General features: G+C 51.1%; 20 protein-coding genes and 2 pseudogenes. 8 read left to right on the top strand and 14 right to left on the bottom strand.

Annotated elements, in window-relative coordinates:
- Positions 1–83 precede the first annotated feature (83 nt).
- From L1889_RS06020 to L1889_RS06010, 3 genes are all read right to left on the bottom strand, one after another.
- Positions 84–554 carry a RidA family protein gene (locus tag L1889_RS06020; protein ID WP_238664366.1) on the bottom strand — a complete coding sequence of 157 codons (471 nt, stop codon included), beginning with the start codon at positions 552–554 and terminating at the stop codon, positions 84–86.
- Positions 555–698: 144 nt separating this feature from the next.
- The gene (locus L1889_RS06015; RefSeq protein WP_238664365.1) at positions 699–1,094 is read right to left on the bottom strand and encodes a tyrosine-type recombinase/integrase; all 396 of its coding nucleotides are present in this window, start codon (positions 1,092–1,094) and stop codon (positions 699–701) included.
- Positions 1,082–1,870, bottom strand: coding sequence for a tyrosine-type recombinase/integrase (locus tag L1889_RS06010; protein WP_238664364.1), 789 nt, complete (start codon positions 1,868–1,870; stop codon positions 1,082–1,084). The genes L1889_RS06015 and L1889_RS06010 overlap by 13 nt, the downstream gene beginning before the upstream one ends.
- A 150-nt stretch (positions 1,871–2,020) precedes the next feature.
- Between L1889_RS06010 and L1889_RS06005 the strand changes: the two genes are divergently transcribed.
- Together L1889_RS06005 and purT are read left to right on the top strand one after the other, a co-directional pair.
- Complete coding sequence (locus L1889_RS06005; RefSeq protein WP_238664363.1) at positions 2,021–3,070, top strand: DNA-binding protein; 1,050 nt, start codon at positions 2,021–2,023, stop codon at positions 3,068–3,070.
- Between the two features lie 89 nt (positions 3,071–3,159).
- On the top strand, positions 3,160–4,359 hold the full coding sequence (purT, locus tag L1889_RS06000) for a formate-dependent phosphoribosylglycinamide formyltransferase (protein WP_238664362.1): 1,200 nt from the start codon (positions 3,160–3,162) through the stop codon (positions 4,357–4,359).
- A gap of 198 nt (positions 4,360–4,557) precedes the next feature.
- On the opposite strand, the gene L1889_RS05995 is transcribed toward purT, so the two are convergent.
- Entirely contained in the window at positions 4,558–5,472 is a 915-nt protein-coding gene (locus L1889_RS05995) for a LysR family transcriptional regulator (RefSeq protein WP_238664361.1), read from the bottom strand.
- A 131-nt stretch (positions 5,473–5,603) separates the two neighbouring features.
- Between L1889_RS05995 and L1889_RS05990 the strand changes: the two genes are divergently transcribed.
- Genes L1889_RS05990 through L1889_RS05980 form a run of 3 tightly spaced genes read left to right on the top strand, consistent with a single transcriptional unit; the run spans position 5,604 to position 7,316 of the window.
- A complete protein-coding gene (locus L1889_RS05990) occupies positions 5,604–6,143 on the top strand; it encodes a cytochrome b (RefSeq protein ID WP_238664360.1) in 540 nt (179 codons plus the stop codon).
- Position 6,144: 1 nt separating this feature from the next.
- A complete protein-coding gene (locus L1889_RS05985) occupies positions 6,145–6,702 on the top strand; it encodes a YceI family protein (RefSeq protein WP_238664359.1) in 558 nt (185 codons plus the stop codon).
- Between the two features lie 32 nt (positions 6,703–6,734).
- Positions 6,735–7,316, top strand: coding sequence for a YceI family protein (locus L1889_RS05980; protein ID WP_238664358.1), 582 nt, complete (start codon positions 6,735–6,737; stop codon positions 7,314–7,316).
- A gap of 46 nt (positions 7,317–7,362) precedes the next feature.
- Here L1889_RS05980 and arsC read toward each other — a convergent pair whose 3' ends face one another.
- Positions 7,363–7,821 carry an arsenate reductase (glutaredoxin) gene (gene arsC, locus L1889_RS05975; RefSeq protein ID WP_238664357.1) on the bottom strand — a complete coding sequence of 153 codons (459 nt, stop codon included), beginning with the start codon at positions 7,819–7,821 and terminating at the stop codon, positions 7,363–7,365.
- Positions 7,822–8,009: 188 nt separating this feature from the next.
- On the opposite strand from arsC, the gene L1889_RS05970 reads away from it, so the two are divergent.
- Positions 8,010–8,642 carry an RsiV family protein gene (locus L1889_RS05970; protein WP_238664356.1) on the top strand — a complete coding sequence of 211 codons (633 nt, stop codon included), beginning with the start codon at positions 8,010–8,012 and terminating at the stop codon, positions 8,640–8,642.
- A 6-nt stretch (positions 8,643–8,648) separates the two neighbouring features.
- Here L1889_RS05970 and L1889_RS05965 read toward each other — a convergent pair whose 3' ends face one another.
- The 5 genes and pseudogenes from L1889_RS05965 to mltG form a co-directional block, all read right to left on the bottom strand.
- A complete protein-coding gene (locus tag L1889_RS05965) occupies positions 8,649–9,449 on the bottom strand; it encodes an ankyrin repeat domain-containing protein (protein WP_238664355.1) in 801 nt (266 codons plus the stop codon).
- A 163-nt stretch (positions 9,450–9,612) separates the two neighbouring features.
- Complete coding sequence (locus tag L1889_RS05960) at positions 9,613–10,383, bottom strand: TatD family hydrolase (protein ID WP_238664354.1); 771 nt, start codon at positions 10,381–10,383, stop codon at positions 9,613–9,615.
- A gap of 23 nt (positions 10,384–10,406) precedes the next feature.
- Positions 10,407–11,432 carry a DNA polymerase III subunit delta' gene (holB, locus tag L1889_RS05955; protein ID WP_238665869.1) on the bottom strand — a complete coding sequence of 342 codons (1,026 nt, stop codon included), beginning with the start codon at positions 11,430–11,432 and terminating at the stop codon, positions 10,407–10,409.
- 2 nt (positions 11,433–11,434) lie between these two features.
- Positions 11,435–12,070, bottom strand: a complete 636-nt coding sequence (gene tmk / locus L1889_RS05950; RefSeq protein ID WP_238664353.1) for a dTMP kinase — start codon at positions 12,068–12,070, stop codon at positions 11,435–11,437.
- A 2-nt stretch (positions 12,071–12,072) separates the two neighbouring features.
- A pseudogene (gene mltG, locus L1889_RS05945) lies at positions 12,073–13,082 on the bottom strand (endolytic transglycosylase MltG).
- A gap of 155 nt (positions 13,083–13,237) precedes the next feature.
- Here mltG and ygfZ point away from each other — a divergent pair.
- The gene (gene ygfZ, locus L1889_RS05940; RefSeq protein ID WP_238664352.1) at positions 13,238–14,188 is read left to right on the top strand and encodes a CAF17-like 4Fe-4S cluster assembly/insertion protein YgfZ; all 951 of its coding nucleotides are present in this window, start codon (positions 13,238–13,240) and stop codon (positions 14,186–14,188) included.
- Here the strand turns inward: ygfZ and L1889_RS05935 are convergent.
- From L1889_RS05935 to L1889_RS05925, 3 genes are read right to left on the bottom strand one after another with little or no spacing between them, the layout of a single operon-like run.
- Positions 14,183–15,292, bottom strand: coding sequence for an enoyl-CoA hydratase/isomerase family protein (locus tag L1889_RS05935; RefSeq protein ID WP_238664351.1), 1,110 nt, complete (start codon positions 15,290–15,292; stop codon positions 14,183–14,185). The two genes, ygfZ and L1889_RS05935, sit on opposite strands and share 6 nt — an antisense overlap.
- Before the next feature lie 4 nt (positions 15,293–15,296).
- Complete coding sequence (locus L1889_RS05930; protein WP_238664350.1) at positions 15,297–15,677, bottom strand: RnfH family protein; 381 nt, start codon at positions 15,675–15,677, stop codon at positions 15,297–15,299.
- 3 nt (positions 15,678–15,680) lie between these two features.
- Positions 15,681–16,115, bottom strand: coding sequence for a type II toxin-antitoxin system RatA family toxin (locus L1889_RS05925; protein WP_238664349.1), 435 nt, complete (start codon positions 16,113–16,115; stop codon positions 15,681–15,683).
- Between the two features lie 61 nt (positions 16,116–16,176).
- Here L1889_RS05925 and smpB point away from each other — a divergent pair, with 61 nt between their 5' ends.
- Positions 16,177–16,650, top strand: coding sequence for an SsrA-binding protein SmpB (gene smpB, locus L1889_RS05920; protein WP_238664348.1), 474 nt, complete (start codon positions 16,177–16,179; stop codon positions 16,648–16,650).
- A gap of 36 nt (positions 16,651–16,686) precedes the next feature.
- On the opposite strand, the pseudogene L1889_RS05915 reads toward smpB, so the two are convergent.
- A pseudogene (locus L1889_RS05915) lies at positions 16,687–18,005 on the bottom strand (NAD(P)/FAD-dependent oxidoreductase).
- Between the last annotated feature and the right edge of the window lie 92 nt (positions 18,006–18,097).

The following is an 18,097-nucleotide window of genomic DNA, read 5'->3' as shown; positions in this document are numbered from 1 at the left end:
ATAAGCATCCATGACGCTCATCCAAACGAAGAAAAAGGGTGCCGTGGCACCCGCTTATGAAGACAGTCCAGCCGTGTTGATTTCTATTTTTTTACGGCGATCACCTCAATTTCTACCAGCCATTCAGGAACGGCTAAGCCAGCCACCTGAAAAACTGAACGTACAGGAAGATTAGGCTGGGCCTCTGTACCAAAAAATTCGGTGTAGGCTTTCATGAAGCCGGCAAAGTCCATTTTGCCTTCCGCTGCTGGGTCGCCCACCAAAAAGACCTGCATTTTCACCACATCACCTGCTGTTAAACCCCTGGCTTCGAGGTTTTTTTCTATGCTTTTAAGGACGCTGCGTGTTTGAGCCTCGGTATTGCCGTACTGCTTGTTTTCATCAGCACTGGGTACTGTACCGCTAAAATAGTAGGTGGTGTGATCGCCTGGCACGACTACTGCTTCGGCTATGGGGAAGTCTTTGACAGGAAACCTTTCAATCTCATCTGCGAAGGCAGATAGCGAGACACCTAGCAGCGTAGAACTCAGAAATAGAGAGACGACTTTCTTCATGGCTTTCTCCAATAGTCAGTACGAAAGGGCACATTGAAATTAATTATGCCTGGCATAAAAGTAAAAAACGGCATGTAGATGATACTTACAAGAAACAAAAGGTTTCCATGTGCCCTGTGTGCGCTGCAAAAAGAGGGCAAGGGGCTACCACTTTATTTTATGCGAGTCTTCAGTGGCATCATGGCGATCGTCGTCCGCACTGTGCAGATATCGGTTTGTTGTGCTGATAGACCCGTGCCCCAAGGTGTCTCGTACGTGCAAAAGGTCAACTTTATTGCCCAGCATATGCGAACCCGCGGTATGCCGCAACCAATGGGCAGAAGCCTGTTCTACATGCTGGGCCTCGGCTTCGTAGGCGGACCCTTTTGCACGGATACGCTGGGCAGTAAGCGTGAATATCTCTTTGACAATCAAATGCAGGGCAGCGCGGCTAAGCGCTTTGATCTGCTTGCCTATAGGCAGCACAAGCGGAGTATGCTCGTTGGCCATCGGGTACTGCGCCAGACCTTTGAACGACCTGTACTGGGCTAGCTCAGCCATAAGCTCGGCGGTAGCAGGAATAGTACGGGTACGCCCGCCTTTGCCGCTGATATCCATCCACCAGCGCAGCCGTCCACTGTGATCGCGCCTTGAAAAAAAGCGCCCATTGTATTTAGAGAGACCTCGGAGACGCGCAGGCCGGTAAGGTAGAGCAGGGTGAAGACCCACCGGAAACGCAGATAATGCTCGCGCTGCCGGTCTGTCTCTTGTGGCAGACCTTCGATTGCCTGTTTTACTTCTTTCCAGTCATCTTCGTTTAAATAGCGCACCATACGGCTTTGTGGCTGATGGCTTCGCTGGCGGCTTAAGGCCAGGGGGTTTCCGGCCAGATAGCCGGCAGACACCAGCCACGCGAACATACCATGCAAAATGATCAGTGCCTGCCGACGGCTTGCTGCCGACAGCGGACCTGCGAAGGGACGCCACTCAGGATGTGCTCGTCCGACCTTGCGTGCATTGTTTAAGACCCAGCGCTGGGCGGGCTGGGGATCTTTAAGAAAATGCTGATAACGCAGCATATCTTCGTGGGCAAGAGAGGAGAGCGCTTTGCCCAAATCAAGGTTTGACCAGAGCAGCAGGCGTTCGGCCTCTTTGCGGTAAGTAGCAAAGGTATTCGGACTGTCAACATAAGAGGCCAGCCAGGCCTTAATGGCCGAGACGTCATTCTTTGCATTAATAAGCTTAGGCGACTCGGTGGCCCGATTGGAGCCGGACGAGCCATCCACATCAGGCGACGATAAAAAATATTCGAAGGCAACAACAGACGCTAAGGTCATAACAGGCTTTACAGGCAAAAAAATAACAAAAAACACTTTTCATCAATATTTTGACATTATAGCAGTAATGTCAAAATATTGTTTGAATAAGTTGAGTTTACAACATAATACATTGTATTATTAATTACCCCCTCTGCTCTTGGAATAAAAATGGACAGTAATATCGATATGACTCAAAAGCTGCAAAGTGATGTGGCCGAGCTTCGTACCCGCTTTAAGGACACTCAAGAGCTCTACCGTGAGGTTGCGGCGCTGCTGTTCTTCCGATACGGCACAACTCCTACTGCGAACCGCCTCTATCAGTTAGTCAGGAAGGGGAGCATGAGCGCTCCGGCCCAGGCCTTACAGACGTTCTGGCAAGATTTACGTGAAAAAAGCCGAGTGCGCCTTGATCATGCCGATATCCCCGAGTCGCTTAGCAATAACGCAGGAAAGCTTATCGCCCAACTTTGGCTTGAGGCCCAGGCTGAAGCCAAAGCCTCTTACCAAAGCTTTTATGACGAATCTGACGCCAAGGTTGAGGCCGCCCTGACATCACGGGAACAGGCAGAGCTCGCCCTACAAGAAAAAGACCAGGTTTTGGCACGGACAGCCGCTCTGCTGCATCACTCGCAGGAACAAGAGCAGCACCGCAAAGAAGAACTCGCCTCTCTGCACCGCGACCTCACCCATGCCATTGAAAAAAACAGCACCCTGACTGATGAAAAGAAAGCGTTAAACGAAGAGCTACAAAAACAGCGCGATCAATTCACTTCCGATCTGGAAAAGCTCCAGGATGCCATTTCCCTCACCGAAGAACGTGCTCGTGCCAGCGAACGCATGGCCTTGATGCAGGTAGAAAAAGAGCGCAGCTTGCGCAATACTGCCGAGAAAACCCTGACAGCGATCAAGGCACGGCAAAAAGAAGACATGGCACGACATCAAGCCCTGACAAATGACCTGCAAGAAGAAGTTGTCAGTCAGCGCCACCAGCTCCAACAGGTGCAGAACCGATTGCAGAAGGCCGAAAGTACACACGCAGACATCCAGACCGAACTGACCCAGGCCCTAAAGAGCCTGGCTGAATCCCACACTCAGTTAGCCCTTACTCAGCAAAAGAATATCCATCTAAACGAGTTGCGCGACGACCTTCAGAAGCAGCTGACACGTGCCCACGAGAATCGGCGTGTAGTGCTCAGCCGACGTCATCGTCGCATTTGAACCCTGGTTTCCCGCCTATAGTTCAGTCTACAATTGACCTTTTATAACGCGACTCAGCCATCTGAAAGTGGCACTTCCGGAGCAAAAGAATGAAACCCTTAGGCACGCCCTTAAGCCCTGCGGCCACCAAAGTCATGCTTTTAGGTGCTGGCGAGCTGGGCAAAGAAGTGATCATTGCACTACAGCGGCTAGGGGTTGAGACCATCGCGGTTGATCGATATGACAATGCGCCCGGTCATCAAGTGGCACACCGCTCCTACACGATCAACATGAACAATCCTGACGAGTTGCGCACCCTGATTGAACAGGTACAACCTGATCTCATCGTGCCCGAAATCGAAGCGATTTCCACTTCAGTGCTGGCAGAGGCCGAACTTTCGGGCACCCGGGTTATCCCAACAGCACGGGCTACTCAGCTCACCATGGACCGGGAAGGTATCCGTCGTTTGGCAGCTGAAACATTGGGCGTACCAACCAGCCCTTATCAATTTTGTGAAACACTCGAGAGCCTGCAAGGTGCCATCGATGGCGGTATTGGTTATCCATGCGTGGTAAAACCACTAATGAGCAGTTCCGGCAAAGGGCAAAGCAAGGTCGAGGGTCCAGACGACGTCTCTGCTGCCTGGGATTACGCCCAGGAAGGCGGACGGGTCAGTCAACAACGAATTATCGTCGAAGGCTTTATTGACTTCGATTACGAAATCACCTTACTGACCACGCGTAGCTTGCAGGCAGATGGCAGCGTACGCACCGACTTTTGCGCCCCAATTGGACACACGCAAGTCGATGGCGACTATGTAGAAAGCTGGCAACCGCATCCCATGAACCCTGAAGCTCTGGCTAAAGCTCAGGAAATCGCGCTCGTGGTCACTGAGAATCTCGGCGGACTGGGCCTGTTTGGCGTAGAGCTCTTCGTAAGAGGGGACGAAGTATGGTTTAGCGAAGTCAGCCCCCGTCCGCACGACACCGGCATGGTTACGATGATCAGCCAGTGGCAAAACGAATTCGAGTTGCACGCCCGCGCTATTCTGGGCTTACCATTGAACACGGCATTGCGCAGCCCCGGCGCAAGTGCAGTGATCTATGGTGACATCGATGCTGACATGGTGGTCTTCGAAGGCGTAGATGAGGCGCTCGCTGTGCCTCAAAGCGATCTGCGACTATTCGGCAAGCCCCAAAGCTTCAGCCGCCGACGCATGGGGGTCGCTTTGGCCTATGATGCCGATCTGGACAAAGCCAAGGCGTCGGCCCAAAAAGTTGCGTCCCTGGTACGTGTACGTAAAGCCTGAGCTATGCAATACAAGAACATGGGCGGGAGTGCAAAGGCTGCAGCCAGCCCATGGCCAAAGGATTCTGAGTAATATGCTGAGGTTCAGGTCCCGCCGGCGACATACTCATAAACATGACTTTACATAATATACATTATGCGCTTATTGTTATGATGAAAATTGACGTACGAGGATGTCGCGCCAACTCCCATCATTCCCTCAGCTCTGGTCAATGACGGTGCTGCCACTTAGCTGGCTTACAGCACTCTCGCCCAATGCAGATGGCAAATGCTCGGCAAGATACTCCATGAGCAAACTAATGCGTTGCGGTATGTAGTAATTCGTTGGCAGCACCGCGTAGATGCCTAATCGCTGGCTACTATACTGATCAAGCACAGACTGCAGTTCGCCACTTTGCAGATAACCTTGGGCAATAAAGTCTGGCAAGACAGCCAGACCCAGGCCATTAGCCGCAGCTACCGCTAAGGCATCACCGTTATTAGCTTGTATACGCCCAGAAGTTGAAAAATAGGTGGTTTCGCCATCAATCTCAAGGGACCATCGGCTATGGTTCTGGTATTGCAAGCAAACGTGGTCTGCCAAATCTGCCGGATGCGCTGGCCGTCCCTTACATTCGAAATAATCGGCCGAGCCAACCACCAGCATTTTGCATTCGCCTAATTTACGCACAATATCGTTGGAAGCAGGCTCGGCCGCTACTCGAATGGCTAAATCAAAGCCCTCTTCTATTAAGTTCACCAAATCATCGCTGTAATCCAGTTGAAGTGCCACCTCTGGGTAATCTTTAGCGAAACGTATCAATATTGGAGTCAGGCAGCGAACACCGAAGCTGATTGGCAGACTAAGACGTATAGAGCCTTTAGGCGATAAGCGCTCTTCCATGACTTCGGTTTCTGCACTATCAACCAGATCAATGATAGCCCTGCATCGTTCCAGGTATAGCCTGCCCGCCGAGGTCAATGACTGACGCCGGGTGCTTCGGACAATTAACTGTACGCCCAGGTGTTTTTCCAAGGCGGCAATCTGGCGCGTAATCGCTGAACGATCAACGCCCTGCTGCTCAGCCACGGCGGCGAAGCTTCCCAGTTCGGCTACGCGAACAAATAAGTACATTGCATCAAGTCTGCTCATTGTTGCAATAATAACAATAGATAATTGCGAAGCCAACTCTGTTTAACATCAATGAATCGGGTTAAAGTTGCATATTGAAAATGATTCTCAACTAGAGATTAACCGAGGGATCCATGGTTCAACGTTACGCCTTGCCGTTACGCATCTTGCATTGGCTGATGGCTGCTCTTTTTATTGGCATGCTGGCTCTGGGCTTATTCATGACTACAATGCCTCTGTCCCCTGCCAAGCTACAGGTATATTCGTGGCATAAATGGATAGGAATGAGCTTGTTTTTCCTGGTGCTGATACGCATTATTATTCGCCTGAGCTTAAAGGCACCGGGTCAGCTAGAGCATATGTCGCCGTTGTCACGCCGTCTTGCAAAAATCGGTCATGTGCTTCTTTATATTCTTATGCTGGCCGCCCCGCTATCCGGGTGGCTGATGAGCTCTGCAAAAGGCTTTCAAACTGTATGGTTCGGCGTAATTCCCTTGCCCGATCTTATCGGAAAAAATCTTGCCTTGGGCGAGAACCTTGTGCTGGTTCACCATTGGGTCAATTACTTGTTTATTGCCGTAATTGCAGGCCATGTTTTGGCTGCCCTGAAGCATCATTTCATCGATAAAGATCCAATATTCAAGCGTATTTCGCTATCTTCTGCAAAGGAATGATATGAACAAAAATCTCATCGCGTCCCTGGTCTTAAGCGCCCTGTCATTTACGAGCCTGGCGGCAAACTACACCTCATTTGTTGAAAACGAAAGCGAAGTCAAGTTTGCCTATAAGCAAATGGGTGTGTCCTTAGACGGCGAGTTCAGCGAGTTCAATGGAAGCCTAAGCTTTGACACAGAAAAGCCTGAGTCGGCCCACGCAACCATCACCGTTCCGCTGGCATCTATCGATACCGGTAGCGACGAAGGCAACGAGGAGGTAGCCGGAAAATCATGGTTCAACATTAACGACTTCCCGGTCGCAAGCTTTGAAACAACCCGGATTCAGGCAAACGACGACCAAACATTCCTGGTTACCGGAAACTTAAACATCAAAGGCACCTCAAAAGAAATTGAGTTTCCTGCCACGTTTAACGAGAACGGCAATAAAGGCACATTCAAGGGCGAGTTCATTATCCAGCGAGGCGACTACGCTGTAGGCGAAGGATCATGGGCTAAGTACGACATTGTTGCTAACGACGTAACCATTGCTTTTTCGCTGACCGCTACTTCCAACTAAGCATCTACTTAATTAAATAGGAACCTTCATCCATGTTGAAAAATCTTGTTCGCATTTCCAGCGCTACCATTTTAACCGCCGCTTTAGCTTCAGCTGCCGTAGCCGCGCCTGTTAATTACGCTATCGACGAGTCACATACGTTTCCACGCTTCTCGTATGACCATATGGGCTTTAGCACCCAACTAAGTGTATTTAAGAAAACCACAGGGACGGTAGTGCTAGATCGCGAAGCAAAAACCGGTGAAATCAACATCGAGATCGACACCCGCTCGGTAGACACCGGGCACGACGACTTTAATGGCCACATTCAGGGTGAAGATTTCTTGAATACGGCTGAGTTTCCTACCGCCACATTCAAATCCACCAGCGTTAATTTTGATGGCGATACACCTGCATCGGTAGATGGCGAACTGACGATTAAAGGCGTAAGCAAACCCGTTACCCTTGAAATCACTCACTTTGTCGCAAAGCCGCATCCAATGCTAAAAAAAGAAGCCCTGGGCGCCAATGCAACTGTAACCATCAAACGCTCTGAGTTCAATGCCGGCAAGTTTGCCCCTGCCGTGGGTGACGATGTAACAATCACCATTGCCCTGGAGGCTCTGGCTGATTAATTGCCCTGACGCTGCGGCTGGTGCAATGCCTGCCGCAGCTGTTTTTCTAGAGAATCTCTTCTACTATTGCAGCCGGCCTGCACAGGCGCACGCCCTTCTCTGTTATTGCAATCGGCCGGTTCATCAAAACCGGATTTTCCGCCATTGCCTCAAGCAGCGCATCATCGCTCAGCCTCTCGTCATCCAGACCCAGCTCGGTGTACAGTGATTCGTGCGTACGCAGGACCTCGCGCACGCTCAGCCCTGTTTGCGGAATCAAGACCTCCAGCTCTGCTTTAGTGAGAGGATGCTGCAGATATTCGATCACTTCAACCTCCAAACCAGCTTGCTGCAACAACTCAAGTGTTGTGCGCGAATGTCCGCAACGGGGATTATGGTAGATTTTTGCCATTGCCAATATCTCTCTATATAGTAGATTAAAGATCTGTATTGTAACCAGGCTCCAGAAAGGCAGGGCCTCAGTGCCGCGAATCCGCGCATCGCCCTGCTTCAGCCAAGCCCCCATTCATACCTCAAATAAGGAAATCCGGGAATGAGCTTACAAATAACACAGTTGGCACGGCTAAGTGCGACGCTGACAATTACGCTTATTTTAACGGCGTGCGCAAGCTCAGGCGGCGGCAACATCAGCAAGATACCCGCACAAACTGGCGATGTAACCAGCACAGATGGCGCCTTTACCCAACCCCTGAAATGGGAAAAAACCAAGGCAGACTGCAAGGAGAGTGCCCAAAACTTAGCGTGGACAGCCTGGTGTTTCCGGGTAATGCGAAACTTAGCCTTTTTGTCGACGCTACGCTGGCCTCTATGACTGGCATGGGCGACGGCCCCTTGCACAGCTCGATAGATGAGTTCGAGAATTATTACTGGCGAACCGCCGGCCCCAGGGATGAGGTGATTCTTGCCGCTAAAACCCGGTATCGAAATAAAGATCTTACCGTGGTCGAATTGGGCTCGTGGCAATACTTCACGGGTGCCGCCCATGGTATGGCAGCCACGCAATTTATTAACTGGGATAATCAGCGAGGCGCTGTATTGCACTTTGGCGACATTATCGCGCCCGGAAAGACCCAGGACTTCTTAAGAGTGCTTCAGCAGGCACACCAGCAATGGCTGCTCACACAAGAGGATGCTCAGGAAAATATCGCGCAATACAATCGACTGTGGCCCTTTCAACCAACGGAAAATATTGCGTTAACAGATACCGGAGTCGTCGCCAAGTATGATGCCTATGCCATTGCCCCTTATTCGTCTGGGCAGCCCGAACTGACCGTACCCTATTCTCAGCTAAAAGGTATTTTAAACCCCGCCTATCTACAGCGCTAAAAAACCCTAGGGTGCAACGGGCTGATCAAATCGGTCCAGGTCGAAATACCGGCTGCTGCTATCGGAGCCATCCACAGAACCCGTGCTATCGCTGTCATTTTGAATAAGACCCTCTATATCCCCGCCGTTGGGCTGTGTGGCGGGGGTATGGATCGCTTTTTTATACTCGTCGAGATAGTTGGCCAACTGCGTATTACTCTTGGAGCGGGCCCAATCAGCCGCCTCAAGCCCCTGGAGATTCACCGCATTTATATCGGCGCCTTCATTTAACAGCAGCTCTGCAGCAGGACGGCTTCCGGCCAGTGCCGCCATCATCAGAGGCGTTGTACCATCAGGCGCCGGTGAGTTAACCAGTGCGCCGTTGTCGAGCAATAATCTGGCAGCTTTTACTTGTCCTTTAGACGCCGCATAGTGCAACGGCGTCCATCCCAGGCGCCTTACCTTCGCCCCTTGCTGTATTAGCTGCTGCATGCGCTCGTACTCGCCCATGAGGGCCAGATACATCAGGGGCGTCTCGTCATGACTGTTTACTGCATTAATATCCGTGCGGCGATGCTGGCGAAGTAAATCATAGACCTGCCAAGACTGATGCTGTATGGCCATCATGATCGCAGGTTGACCGTCATCATTTCTGACGTTGGGATCTGCTCCTGACGCTAGCTCTTGCATCACGTTCGTTCGCCTGTCATTTTCCACATCGTTCCACCATGCACTACTTTGCGCCGAGGCAGAGCCTGGCAAAAACAGCGTTAAGGCAATAAAGAAAAGTATTTTTTTGATCAAGGCGCGAATCTTAAGAAAGAACATTAACTATCTCCAATATCATGCTTATAATCAATAAGTTATCTAGAAAATCTAATGTGAATTATTGGTTATAATTAAAAAAACAAAAAAACACCTTTAAATCAATAAGATACATAGATAACTTAATGTAATATATAGCATAGTTAATGCTATTTCTAACTTTAAGTTATACACCTAACTTATTGAAAAGATTATAGAAATTGTTTTTTGTGGCCTCAGCTACCTCAGCCACGCTTATTTGTCGAAGTTCGGCTATTTTTTCGGCCACATGGATAACATAGGAAGGGTCATTTGTCTTACCGCGATAGGGAATAGGTGCCAAATAGGGCGAGTCAGTTTCAATCAGCAAACGCTCAAGCGGAATCTTCGCGGCGACCTCTTGCACTTCTTTTGCATTTTTAAAAGTCACAATGCCCGAGATGGAAATATAGAAGCCCATTTCCATGGCGACCTCTGCCATTTCCAGTGACTCGGTAAAACAATGCATAACTCCACCGGCGGAAGCAGCGTCCTCTTCACGCATAATGCGTAAAGTGTCATCAACGGCTTTGCGCGTGTGAATAATCACCGGCAAACCGCTTTGCCTGGATGCCTGTATATGAGTCCTAAACCGATCTCGCTGCCAATCAAGGGGCTCCGACTGATAGTGATAGTCGAGCCCTGTTTCGCCAATAGCGATGACTTTAGGATGACTGGCCCGCTCTAGCAAATCATCTATAGAGGGCTGCTCTACACCCTCGTATCCAGGATGCACTCCTACTGAGGCGTGAAGATGATCGTGCTGCTCTACCAACGCCATCAAGCGCGGCCAGTCGTCCAGGGTTACGCTAACCACCAGGGCGCGTTCGACCTGATTCCGTTTCATACGGATCAAGATGTCGTCAAGGTTAGCAGCCAGATCAGGGAAATCCAGGTGGCAGTGAGAGTCTACATACATAATTAAACCTATTTGAGTTCAGCCTAAACTCGTGCCAAAGTAGCCTGTTTTACACGGTCAAGACTATGGTGCACCAGCAACTTTGCATTGAGCGGATGATTCGCCCAGCGACGCTGCTCGCTTAACCATTTAAGAAGATTATTAATGCTGCCTGGCTCTGATCGCTGAGCCAGGACAGAGGTATGCGAGATGAGGTCTGGAAAGTAACGAGCCGGGCCTCCAAACTGAATAAGCTGCACATCAAAAAAACTACGTTGCAGTGCGTCCAGCCAAAGCGTAGTCGCTTCCTTTTCCAGCAGATCAGCAATAGGAGCAAAATCAAAGGCTGGCGTCTGCGCCAACCCTTTTAGCAAATCTTCCAGCCAGGCAGGATAGGGGCTGCTTTGAAGAGCAGCTAGGCGTAGCGCTGCGGTAGGACCTCCGCCAGCAGCCGCCAGCCAGGAAGCTGTGCGCTCCGGCAACTGGCTCTGCAACCAGTGCATGCCCTCTTCTTTTGACGGAACGGGGAGCGGCAAACGGCGACATCTGGACAAAATAGTAGGCAGTAAACGATCAGGAGCATCGGCCACCAACAAAAATAACGTGTTGGCCGGTGGTTCTTCCAGCACTTTCAACAGGGCATTTGCCGAAATAGTGTTTAAAGATTCGGCAGGATAAAGCACTGCTACACGATAGCCCCCTCGATGCGTCGCTGTGTTGAACCACGAATGCAACTGGCGTAGCTGCTCAACGCGTATTTCTTTGGAGAGTGTCTTTTTACTGTCAGTGGCCTCGTGGTTGTCTTCTGCAAGAGCAACAGCCTCTGGCCGAATCAGGCGCAGGTCAGGGTGATTTCCATGCTTGCACCACAGGCACGCTTCACACACGCCACAAGCCAAGTGCTCAACCGGCTGCGTGCACAGCAAGGCTGCCGCCGCTGCCCGTGCGAACCGAGTTTTACCTACGCCAGCAAGACCGTGTATGAGCCAGGCATGAGCAAAGCGTTCTGTGTTGCTTAGCCAATGCTGGGCAACATCGCGCTGCCAAGGATAAAAATCACTGGAACTAATGCTCATAGACGGACGTAACCCGAGTGTAAATGCTGCAAATCAGTTAACAGTACATCCTGTATAGCCTCAATGCTTTGGCTGCTGTCAATGATCCTGAAGCGTTCATTTTGCTCACGGGCGCGCTGCAGATACGCTGCTCGCGTACGCTCGAAAAACGCATTCTGCTCTTGTTCGAAACGATCCGGATCCCTGCTTTTGCTTAAACGCTCTTTGGCCAGACTCAGAGGCAAGTCAAATAGCCACGTACGTGCAGGCTGTAAACGCGGATGAACCCATTGCTCCAGAGCCTCTACCGCTTCTGCACCCAGTTCTCGTCCACCGCCTTGGTAGGCGAAGCTAGCATCGCTAAAGCGATCACAGAGCACCCAGTTGCCCTGGGCAAGAGCCGGTTTAATGACCTGTTCAAGATGCTCATTGCGTGCGGCAAACATGAGCAGTGCTTCAGTCTTCAGGTGCATAGGCTGATGCAAGAGTAATTCTCGCAAGCTTTCCCCCAGCTCGGTACCCCCGGGCTCGCGTGTGCTGACTACAGTATGCCCCAACTTTTGAATCTGCTCGCATAGCCACTGAATGTGGGTGCTTTTACCGGCTCCATCCACGCCCTCCAGACTTAAGAACATCCCGTGTTGTGTAGGCATGGTTAATTTCTTCGCAATATATATTTAGAAACGGCTCGATTATGAGCGGCGAGGTTTCGAGAGAACTCACTGGTACCATCGCCCCTCGAAACAAAATAATAATAATCATGATCTTCAGGGTGAAGAACGGCTTCCAGTGCGGCTTTCCCCGAATTAGCAATAGGGCTGGGGGCAGGCCGTTACGTGTATAGGTATTCCAGGGCGTGTCAGTAGTCAGGTCGCGCTTACGAATACGGCCCAGATAAGCCTCACCCATGCCGTATATGACGGTAGGATCGGTTTGCAGCGGCATACCCACCCGCAGCCGATTGATGAACACTCCGGCTACCCGCGTTCGATCAGCACTGTGACCTGTTTCCTTTTCGACGACGGAGGCCAGTATCAAGGCTTCATAGGGTGTTTTCAACGGCAAGTCTGGATCGCGCTGATCCCACATGTTCATTAATAGATCATGTTGCGCCTTATAGGCCCGGCGCAAGATATCGAAATCAGAAGTGCCCGGCGTAAAAACATAGGTATCGGGATAAAACAGACCTTCAGCATAATCATGCTCTATACCTAGCTTTGCCAGGAGTTCTGCATCAGTGACATCGTCCAGGGTCTGACGTACATTAGGATCAGATCGCAACACATCTCGTATACGCTTATATGACCACCCCTCTACCAGTGTCAGCCTGGCTTGTGTCATGTCACCACTGACCATCCGCTCGAACAGTATCCACAAAGTGTCTCCCTGTCTCGCCTCGTAGGCACCTGCCTGGAGTTTTTTATCGTTCTCTGTGAAACGCGCTAAGGCCACAAAGACGTCGGCATTGACCTCAATGCCTGCCGCATTCAGGGTTCCCGCAATTTTGCGCGGCCCACTGCCCTGTTCGATAATGTAGTCGACAGGGCTGTGCGTCATTGTCACGGGCCGTTTCATGACCCACCACCACCCCGCCGCTGCACCCGATAGCGCAATTCCCAGCAACAGGCTCAAGGCCACAAGAAGAATACGTGTTGTTTTTTTCATAAGGGCTACAGTGTAAACCGTACTAGGCTTTGAAGGTACACTTGCTTGGCACTGCTGACATAGGGGCCTTCACTTAACTTTTTGGAATTGACCGTTATCATAGAGAAATCGATATTCCCTACAATCTTTTGGATTGCATGTAATTTGCTTTGATTATGAAAATCTCTGATTTACAAAACGTAGTACAGCTTAATGACTATGTGGTGCTCGATGCTATCGGGCCGGATGCCTTGACGTTTTTGCAAGGGCAGCTGACCGCTGATCTAGAGACCTTATCCGGCAATGCCGTCTTTGGCGGCTATTGTGGCGCCAACGGTCGCCTGTTGGCTACAGCATTGCTTTGGCAATACCCCGATGACGATACCCGCTTCGGCTTATTACTGCACAAAAGCCTGGGCGAGCCATTGCTGAAAAGGCTAAGCATGTTTGTATTTCGCGCCAAACTCAAGCTGAGCTTAAGGGATGCCCACGTTTACGGTGCCTATGAGCCCCAAGAGGGTACGCTGGTGGCTAAACTGTATAAGGTGACATTAAACGAAGGCGTTACAGCGGTGCAAGCCCCTTCCGGCGAAAACGAGCCAGGCAGATGGTGGCTAATATCAGATGACGCCCTGAACTCTGCCAGCGACAGCGCTGACGACGCACAGCAATGGGATGCCGAAACCCTGATTCAGGGCGTTCCCCACATTCAAGGCGCCACTCAGGACACTTTTATCCCCCAGACATTGAATTTGGAACTGATAGGTGGCATCAGCTTTGGCAAGGGCTGCTTCCCCGGCCAAGAGGTGGTGGCACGCAGTCACTATCGAGGCACCATACGTCGTCGAAGTGCTCTGTTTACACTCCCCGCTACGGAGCTGCTAACGCCCGGAAAGCTGGAAATAGGCACTGATCTTTACGCAGCTGAGGGCACAGACTCACCTGCCGGACGGATAATCAATTACGCAAAACAAGGCGATCGCTATGTTGTACTGGCTGAAGTCATGCTGGCAGAGCTAGCTGATACGCAGTACTGCCTGGCCGAGCCGACTGGCCCGCGCCTTGACAAGCTTCAGCTTAACTACGATATTTTCGAACAGCGAGAGAACGTTCGCCCCAAACTATAAGGCTAGTGGCGCAGCGCCAGTCCAACTGGGCTGGCAGAAGGTATCGATTAGCGGTGTATCTATAGACTCTAGCGGGCGCCAACGTGGAGTCCGGTCTTTATCAATCAGCAGGGCTCGAACCCCTTCTTTGAAATCGCCGGCAGAGCAACACTGCAGCGATACCCAAAAATCACGTTCCAGTGTTTGTGAAACACTGGCTGTTCGATTCGTGGTTAAGAGTTGCCACGTAATCTGGGTAGACAGCGGGGAAGCGTAGGCCAGGGACTTTCTTCCCGCCTCGATCACTTCACTATGGGAACCTGCGTGCAGCTTATCGAGCTTATTCGTAAAATCAGCGACGCTATGGCTCAGGGATAAGTCACGCAACTCATGGAAATGAGCTGCTATAGGTGACTGGTCAGTGTCCCACTGCCGATCAACACCCGTGAGCAGCCGGTTTACGTTTCCAGCTGAACTTAAGTTTGTGTCGTAGGCATAATCTGAAACCAGTGCAATAAGCTCACCAGCCGAGTATTTGTCTACGTAGCTATCGGCCAGCCTTAAAAAACAGCAATCATGCCCATTCAGGCTAGTGCCCGTGAGCGCCACATACTTACCCACGCCTTTAGGAAGCCGCCCTAAAAGCCACGTGCCGGCCACATCTGGATAAAGCCCTATCGCAACTTCAGGCATGGCGTATCGCGTATTGGCAAAGACGACTTTATGACTTGCGCCCATAAAGAGCCCTACCCCGCCGCCCATTACCACTCCTTGCCCCAACGCGACAATTGGTTTGCGGTAATGGTGAATCAGCGCATTAAGCTCGTACTCGGTCTTGAAGAAACGATACGCGTAATGTTGAGGTTCAAAGACCCGATGGGCCTCTGACAGCAACGACTTGTATAACGTTGTGATGTCGCCACCTGCACAGAATGCCCGTTCGCCCTGGCCTTGAATTATGACAAAGGCAATTTCCTGATCGCCCTGCCACTTGGACAGCTGTGCATGCAGTGTTGTGACCATGTCCAGATTGAGGCTATTCAACGCCTCGGGGCGGTCCAGGGTCAAGACGCCAAACGTTAAGGAGGTGCCTCGCAGGGGCAGCACAACAGCAGTCACAGCCATGGACTTAGCCTTTAACGCGTGGTTGATTGGCGAGCATTCGCGCAGCGGCACTTACAGGCTTATTGCCCGGTTGTGTTTCCAGCTTTCTGGCTCGATGCTCTGCCCGGCGGCGGCGCGACTCCATCGGATCAAATACAAGATCACGATAGTACTCAATGCGATCAAAATTATTGAGGATACGGTCCCCGTTTACCAGTTCACCATAAATACCGTAAGCCAGTGTCTGTGTTTCCGGACACTGCTGGTGAATATTACTCGCAGCAATCGCCTGCGCAGCGGTTGCCCCGTGTGCCAGTGTCAACGTATGATGCCACTTCTGGGTAGGCGACAAGTACAATAACTCTACTGTTATCGTGCTGGAAGCAGAAGATGATGGTGAACTCATGGTTTAATCATCATAGAGGTCATGTGCGCGGCGCGTAAACGAATCAATAAAGCTATTGGCAACCCGATTGAAGATAGGCCCTACGACCATCTCCAGGGCACGGCTGGAAAAGGCGTATTCCATAATAAACACCACCTTGCAGCCATCTTCGCCCAGCGCGACGAACTGCCAGTCGCCAGTAAGTGCTGAAAAAGGGCCATCCACCAGCTTAAGGCGGATACGACTCGGATACTCGTGTTCGTTACGCGTGGTGAAGCTTTGTCTTACCCCAGCAATGCTGATCGTAATGGTAGCCTCCATTCCGTTATCATCGCGTCGCTGCACCTCGGCACCGCCACACCAGGGCATGAACTCGGGATAGCGACCGACGTCGGCGACCAAATCGAACATTTGCTCGCAACTAAAGGGGACTAGAACTGAACGTTTTACTGTATGCATCGATAAGGGGATAATAGAGAAAATGTATCGATTTTATAATCAAGGGCTGGTCAATTAATTCATGAGCATTGTCGACAACCGCAAAGCAAGACACGATTACTTCATCGAAGAGACTTACGAAGCCGGACTGGTTTTACAAGGCTGGGAAGTAAAAGCAATTCGTGCAGGCCATATACAACTCGCCGAAAGCTACGTCATTATCAGAGACGGAGAAATCTGGGTCATCGGTATGCATATCAGTGCACTTCCCACCGCTTCGACCCATATTGTCCCCGAGGCAGCTCGCACACGCAAACTTTTGTTGAAAGCAGACGAGATCAGCAAGCTAATTGGTCGGGTTGAACAACGTGGCTACACCATTGTGCCATTAAACCTACATTACTCACGTGGCCGCATCAAGATGGATATCGGCCTGGGTCGGGGCAAGAAAAGCCACGATAAACGCGACACGACGCGAGACCGCGACTGGGCGCGTGAACAAGAACGCTTAATGAAACACGACACCGTTCGAAGACGGGCAGAACTCTCTGACTAAAGCAATAAAAGGGGGCATAGCCCCCTTCTTTTTATTTTAGTGCAACTTTACGCGGGGGCTGAGCGTTTCAGTAATAAACGGCCCAGTGCCAAGGAAGCTGTACGCAGCACCCCCAGCACAGCCATATGGTGCAATAAATGCAGACTCATATACATGGTGCGGGCAACCAGACCTTCCACAAACCAGCTGCGCCCTTGCAACACGCCCATTAAGCTGCCTACGCCTTTGCTGTGCCCCACTGACACCAGCGAACCATAATCTTTATATTCAAATGCCTTGGCGGACGTATTGATGCCACGCAAGCGCTGCCCCAGCAAACTGAATAAATAATTCGCCTGTTGATGAGCGACCTGCGCTCGAGCCGGTAAATATCCCCCTTCTGAGCCTGAAGGCGCTTGTGCGCAATCGCCAAGGGCGTAGATGGCAGGATCCAGCGTACGCAGCCTTTCATCAACGACGATCTGGTTGATGCGGTTGGTCTCTAGCCCCAGAGTAGTGAGAAATTCGGGCGCCTTAATACCTGCGGCCCAAACACAAAGATCGGCCTCATAACGTTTTTGCTCACTATCAGTCAAGTATCCTTTATGCACCTCTGCCACTCGCACATTTGTGCACACCTGAACGCCGCGGTCGCGGAGCAGCTCTTCGGCCCTGAGAGACAGTTTGGCAGGCAAAGCCGATAAAATGCGATCTGCGCCCTCAAGCAGCGTGATGCGGATATCGCGTGCAGGATCCAAGGTGTTCATGCCGTAAGAACGCAGGCTGGCACTGGCTTCCATTAACTCGGCAGCCAGCTCAACGCCCGTCGCCCCGCCACCCACAATAGCTATCTGCAGCGGCTGACGCTCGTTAGCATGGTCAAGCTGACCTACTGTACGGGTGACCTCGTGCAGCAGCCTCAGGCGAAAACGTTCGGCCTGCTTGGTGGAGTCCAGCGTAATGGCATGGTCGGGAGCCCCTGGAGTGTTGAAGAAGTTCGATTTACTGCCAACCGCCAACACGAGGGTCCCGTAAGTAATCGTACGCTCAGGGAACACTTCGTCGCCAATGCTGTTATATACCGCTGCCAGACCGATGGTTTTGGCCTGGCGATCAAGATGTTTCATCTCGCCAGGTATGAAGGTAAATCCACAATCTCGAGCCAGCATGAAATAAGACAAGCCCTCGCGATGGATGTCCAGCGTTCCAGCAGCCACCTCGTGTAGCGACGGCTTCCAGATATGGTCATCATCTTTATCGATCAGATAAACACTTTCAGGTCCGAACTTGCGGCCAAGCTTGGCCGCAAGTTCCAGTCCGCCTGCGCCACCACCAATAATTACTACAGGGCCCACTGGATTCATGACTTCCCTCATTAATTTTCCTGCTCTTACGATAGCACTAAACTGTTAGGTAAAGATCGGCTTCAGGTGATTCCGCATCTTGGTCCACACGGAGTTGAAAAAAC

Origin of the sequence: Paenalcaligenes niemegkensis (assembly GCF_022230885.1) — a bacterium.
In the GTDB taxonomy this organism is placed as follows: Bacteria; Pseudomonadota; Gammaproteobacteria; order Burkholderiales; family Burkholderiaceae_B; genus Paenalcaligenes; species Paenalcaligenes niemegkensis.
The sequence above is the reverse complement of the archived record's forward strand: the minus strand, read 5'-3'. Positions and strand labels throughout refer to the sequence as shown.